Here is a 4,163-nt window from a genome sequence, read left to right as displayed (position 1 = left end):
GTTCGTATTCGCGCAGGATGCGCACCGACATCGCCAGCAGCACCAGCACCAGCGCGATGAGCGGACCGAAGTAGACGAGACCGGACATGATGAGTTCTCCTGTAGGACTTGTGGTGGTGAGAAAGGAGGGCTGGCGCGGCCCCGTTCAGGTGCGGCCCTGGACACGGGGTGTCGCGGCATCGGCATCGGTCATTACTTCCACGGACAGCCCGTGCACCGCGCGCACACGCACGGTCTGCCCAGGCTCGAGCCCCGCCGGGCCGCTGGCGCTCCAGCGTTCGCCGGCGGTATGCACGTGGCCCGTGCCCCCCGACCAGTCGAGCACGCGCGCCGGCTCGCCGATCATCGCGACCGTGCCGCTGACCACCGGGTGCCGCCGCGAACTCAGTGCGAGCCGCACGACGACCACGCTGGCAACCAGCGCGCACAGGGCGAGGCCGGCAACGAGCGGCAGCGACAGCGCGTAGCCGGGCGCCTCGGTATCGATCAGCAAGGTGGCACCCAGCACGAAAGCGACCGCCCCGCCGATGCCGAGAATGCCGAATGAGGGCGCGAACGCCTCGGCCACGAGCAAGGCCAAGCCCAGCAGCATCAGCGCCGCGCCGGCATATGTGAGGGGCAGCGCCGACAGCGCGTACAGGCCGATCAGCAGGCTGATCGCACCGACCACGCCGGGAACCAGCGCGCCCGGATTCATGAACTCGAACAGCAGCCCGTACACGCCGATCATCATCAGGATGAGCGCCAAGTTCGGGTTGGTGATGACGCCGAGCATCCGCGAGCGCCAGTCGGGCTCCATCCGGCGCAGTTCGAGCCCCGCGGTCTGCAGCGTGAGCTTGCCGGCGCCGAGCCGGACTTCGCGGCCGTGCGCCTTGTCGAGCAGTTCGGGAATGCTCTGTGCGACCAGATCGGCGACGCCTTGCTCCACGGCTTCGCGGGCCGGCAGGCTGACCGCTTCGCGCACGGCCCGCTCGGCCCAATCGGCATTGCGGCCGTGCAGGTCGGCCAGCGAGCGGATGTAGGCCACCGCGTCGTTGACCGCCTTGGCTTCGGAGGCGCTTCGCCCCGCACCGGGCGTGCTCGCGGCGTCGCCACTGGGCTGTGAGGCGGGCGGCTCGCGGCCCGGCATCGGCGAGCCGCCGCCCCCACCACCGATCTGCACCGGCGTGGCCGCGCCCAGGTTGGTGCCCGGTGCCATCGCCGCCACGTGGCTGGCATACAGGATGTAGGTGCCGGCGCTGGCCGCGCGCGCGCCGCTCGGTGAGACGTAACTCAGTACCGGGATCGGCGAGGCGATGATGGCCCGGATGATCTCGCGCATCGAGGTGTCGAGCCCGCCCGGCGTGTCCATGCGCAGCACCACGGCAGCCGCGCCTTGCTCGTGCGCGCGCGCCAGACCGCGCTTGACGTAATCGGCCGACGCCGGACCGATCACGCCATCGACCGACAGCACCACCGCAGCGCGAGCGGTCGACGCAGTGGGCTGCGCCGCACCGAGCATTGCGGCCAGCCACAGCAGCGCGCCGGCCAAGCCGGTGGCGAGGGGCTTCACGCACCTGTTCATGCCGGCAGGCCAGCAAGCGGCTCTCCCGCATCGCGGTTCAGCAGTCGCCGCGTGCCGTGTCAAGGGGCCGTGCAGTACCGTCGCGCAATGCCGGGGCTTGCGGCTGCTGCGCCGGGCCTTCCTACAATCCGCCGCTTCGCTCGCCACCGTCTCGCCCTCATCCGCATGAACGCCCTTGCCCTGACCGTGCTGCTGCCGCTGGTGCTGGGCACGGGCCTGTGCTTTTGGAGCGGGCAGCGCGACACCCCGGGCCGGCGCCGGCTGACCGCGTGGCTGGCGGCGGCCGTGACCGCCGCGGCGCTGGCGGCCACCAGCACGCTGGCGCCTGAAGTCTTTGCCGGGCAGACGGTGCTCGCGCACGCCGAATGGATGCCGGCGATCGGCCTCAACGCGAACTTCCGCCTCGACGGTCTGGCGTTGATGTTCGTGTGGCTGATCACCGGCATCGGCCTGCTGATCATCCTGTACGCCGCGTACTACCTGCATCACGACGACCCGGCGGGCAAGTTCTACACGCAGCTCATGCTCTTCATGGCCGCGATGCTGGGCATCGTGCTGTCCGACAACCTGCTGTTGCTGGTGGTGTTCTGGGAGCTGACCAGCATCTCCTCATTCCTGCTGATCGGCTACTGGGGGCACAAGGAAGAATCGCGCGCGGGCGCACGCATGGCGCTCACGATGACCGGCGGCGGCGGGCTGGTGCTGCTGGCCGGCGTGGTGGTGCTGGGCCAGATCGCCGGGACCTACGATCTCTCGGCCATGCTCGGGCGGGGTGCGGAGATCCAGGCCGATCCGCGCTATCCGCTCGCGCTGGGCCTCGTGCTCGTCGGCTGCTTCACCAAGAGCGCGCAGTGGCCGTTTCACTTCTGGCTGCCCGAGGCGATGGCCGCGCCCACGCCGGTCTCGGCCTATCTGCACTCGGCGACGATGGTCAAGGCCGGCATCTTCCTGCTGGCGCGTCTTTACCCCGTGCTCGGCAGCGGCAGCGAGATGTTCGAGACCATCGTCGCGCCGGTCGGTCTGGCGACCATGGTGTTCGGGGCCTACGTCGCGGTGTTCAAGCACGACATCAAGGCCCTGCTGGCCTACTCGACCATCAGCCACCTCGGCCTGATCGTGTTCCTGCTCGGCCTGGCCTCGCCGCTGTCGGCCGTGGCGGCGATGTTCCACATCCTGAACCACGCGACCTTCAAGGCCTCGCTGTTCATGACGGCCGGCATCATCGACCACGAAACCGGCACGCGCGACATGCGCCAGCTCGGTGGGCTGCTGAAGCTCATGCCATGGACGGCCACCTTGGCCATGATCGCGGCCGCCTCGATGGCCGGCGTGCCCTTCGTCAACGGCTTCCTGTCCAAGGAAATGTTCTTCACCGAGGCGGTCGATCGTCAGGCCGATTTCGCCTTCGGCGTGCTGGTGCCGCTGGCGGCCACGCTGGGCGGCATCTGCTCGGTGGCCTATTCGCTGCGCTTCATCCACGACGTGTTCTTTCACGGGCCGCCGAAGAACCTGCCCAAGCCGCATCCGCACGAGCCGCCGCTGTTCATGAAGGCGCCGGTGGCGCTGCTGGTGGTGGCCTGTGTCGTGGTCGGCCTGATGCCCTCGCTGACCTTCGGGCCGCTCGTGCACGTCGCGGCCATCGCGGTGCTCGGGGCGCCGCCGCCCGAGTACCACCTGGCCTTGTGGCACGGATTGAACCTGCCGCTGCTGATGAGCGCGGTGGCGCTGGTCGGCGGCGTGGTGATGTACATCCTGCTGCAGCGTCGCTTCAACCTGCACCTGCGGCACTGGCGCGGCTGGACGGGCGAAGCGCTCTTCACGCGCACGGTCGACGGCCTGTTCGGCTGGGCCGGCAAGCTGACCGACCGCCTGGAGAACGGCTCGCTGCAGCGCCATGCAGCGCTGATGGTCGGCTCGGCCATCGTGGTGTCCTGCTGGCCCTTCCTGCTCGGCCACGGCGAAGGTCTGGGCACGGGCGAGCGCCTGCTGATGCCGGCGCCGCCGCTGGCCATCGTCGTGTGGCTGCTGCTGCTGACCGTGGGTGCTTCGCTGCTCGCCACCCACCATGACCGTTTCCGCGCCGTGGTGCTGGTCGGCGTGGTCGGCGTGGTCGCTTCGCTCGGCTTCGTGGCGCTGTCGGCGCCCGACCTGGCCCTGACCCAGTTGTCGGTCGACATCGTTGCCACCGTGCTGCTGCTGATGGGTCTGGCGCTGCTGCCGCAGACCAGCCCGCGCGAATCCAGCCGCCGCCGGCGCGGCCGCGACGCGCTGCTCGCCCTGGCCGGCGGCGGCGGCATGGCCTGGATGACCTGGCTGATGCTCACCCGCAACCACGAGTCGATCTCCTGGTATTTCCTGGAACAGTCGGTGCCGGGCGGCGGCGGGACCAACGCGGTCAACGTGATCCTGGTCGACTTCCGCGGCTACGACACCTTCGGCGAGATCACCGTGCTGGGCATTGCCGCGGTCGGCGTGCTGGCCCTGCTCGACGGCATGCGCGCACGGCGCGCGGCGCGCGATCCGCAGGGCCGGCCCTGGAGCTTCGCCACCGAGCCGCTGATGCTGCGCGTCGCCGCGCGGCTGGTGCTGCCCCTGGCGC

Annotated in this window: 2 protein-coding genes; one reads left to right on the top strand and one right to left on the bottom strand. The window is 70.1% G+C overall.

From position 1 onward, the window contains the following. Positions 1-145 precede the first annotated feature (145 nt). Positions 146-1,552, bottom strand: coding sequence for a nodulation protein NfeD (locus H0W38_RS17845; protein ID WP_292456585.1), 1,407 nt, complete (start codon positions 1,550-1,552; stop codon positions 146-148). Positions 1,553-1,729: 177 nt separating this feature from the next. Between H0W38_RS17845 and H0W38_RS17840 the strand changes: the two genes are divergently transcribed. Next, positions 1,730-4,163, top strand: a 2,434-nt coding sequence (locus H0W38_RS17840; protein WP_292456583.1) for a monovalent cation/H+ antiporter subunit A, incomplete at its 3' end; no start/stop codon positions are given.

The sequence above is a fragment of the Methylibium sp. genome (assembly GCF_013817365.1).
In the GTDB taxonomy this organism is placed as follows: Bacteria; Pseudomonadota; Gammaproteobacteria; order Burkholderiales; family Burkholderiaceae_C; genus Methylibium.
The sequence above is the reverse complement of the archived record's forward strand: the minus strand, read 5'-3'. Positions and strand labels throughout refer to the sequence as shown.